General features: G+C 71.7%; 1 protein-coding gene. It reads left to right on the plus strand.

Annotation, left to right across the window (positions count from 1 at the left end):
* Positions 1 to 35 precede the first annotated feature (35 nt).
* Positions 36 to 1,825, plus strand: a 1,790-nt coding sequence (locus IH80_RS0138285) for a non-ribosomal peptide synthetase (RefSeq protein WP_199819375.1), incomplete at its 3' end; no start/stop codon positions are given.

The following is a 1,825-nucleotide window of genomic DNA, read 5'->3' on the forward strand; positions in this document are numbered from 1 at the left end:
CCGATCCCGATGGTCGGATCGGTGGGATCGATGTGGTGGACGAGGCCGAGCGGGTGCGGTTGTTGGAGTCCTGGGCGGGTGCGCAGCCCGCGGAGGGCCTGCGGGCGTCCTCGGTCCACGCGGCGTTCGCCGCGCAGGCGCAGCGGACCCCGGAGGCGATCGCGGTCCGCTGCGCGGGCCGGGAGCTGACCTACCGTGAACTCGACGAGCGTTCCAGCCGGCTGGCCCACCGCCTCATCGGCCTGGGCGTGACCCCTGAAGCACCGGTGGCGGTGCTGATGGAACGCTCCGTGGACCTGGTCGTGGCGCTGCTGGCGGTACTGAAAGCGGGCGGCTTCTACCTCCCCCTGCACAGCGACTCCCCGCGCGAACGCATGCAGTGGATCGTCGACGAGACCTCCGCGCCGGTGCTGCTGACCGACACCGGCATGCGCGGACGCGGCCTGCCCCGCACACCCGGCGTCGTCACCGTGGACCAGGACCCGGTCCTGGCCGGCCTGCCCACGACGGACCCGGGCGTGACCTGCAGCCCCGAGCAGCTCGCCTACGTGATGTACACCTCCGGCTCCACCGGCCGGCCCAAGGGCGTCGCGGTCACCCACCGCGACATCCTCGACCTCGTCATCGACGGCATGTTCGGCGCGGGCGCCCACGAACGGGTCCTGCTCCTGGCCTCCTACGCCTTCGACCCCTCCACCTACGCCTTCTGGGTCCCCCTCCTCAACGGCGGACGCACCGTCATCACCCCCGAAGGCGACCTCACCGTCGCCGAGATCGCCCACCTGATCACCGAAGAGGAGATCACCGGACTCGACATCACCGCCGGACTCTTCCGGATCATGGCCGAAGAGGACCCCGCCTGCTTCACCGGCGTCCGCGAAGTCATCACCGGCGGCGACCTCATCTCCCCCACCGCCGTCCGACGCGTCCTGGACCACTGCCCCGACACCACCGTCCGCTGCGCCTACGGCCCCACCGAAACCACCCTCTTCGCCTCCCAGGCCCCCTGGACCGCCACCGACACCGTGCCCGCACCCGTCCCCGTCGGACGCCCCCTGGACGGCATGCGCGCCTACGTCCTGGACGACAACCTCGCCCTCGCACCCACCGGCGTCACCGGAGAGCTCTACCTCGCCGGCGCCGGTCTGGCCCGCGGCTACCACGGCCGCCCGGACCTCACAGCCGAACGATTCCTCGCCGACCCCTTCGGCCCGGCCGGCTCGCGCATGTACCGCACCGGTGACCTGGCCCGCTGGACCGGCGAAGGACTCATCCACTTCGTCGGCCGCACCGACACCCAGGTCAAGATCCGCGGCTACCGCATCGAGCCCGCCGAGATCGAAGCCGCCCTCGCCCACCACCCCGGCCTCGCCCAGGTCGCCGTCATCGCCCGGGAGGACCAGCCCGGCGACAAGCGCCTGGTCGCCTACATCGTCCCCGAGCCCGGACAGGACAGCGGCCCGGACACCGCAGCCCTGCGCGCCCACGCCGCCGCACACCTGCCCGACTACATGATCCCCTCAGCCTTCGTCCCCCTCGAAAAGCTCCCCCTCACCACCAACAACAAGATCGACCACCGCGCCCTGCCCGCCCCCGAACAGCAGACCACCCCCACCAGCCGCACACCCCGCACCCCCCGCGAGGAAACCCTCTGCCACCTGTTCGCCGAAACCCTGGGCCTGCCCACCGTCGGCATCGACGACAACTTCTTCACCCTCGGCGGCCACTCCCTCCTCGCCACCCGCCTCATCAGCCGCATCCGCACCACCCTCAAAGCCGAACTCCCCCTCCGCACCCTCTTCGAAGCCCCCACCGTCGCCACCCT

It is taken from the genome of Streptomyces sp. NRRL S-378 (assembly GCF_000720645.1).
GTDB lineage: Bacteria > Actinomycetota > Actinomycetes > Streptomycetales > Streptomycetaceae > Streptomyces.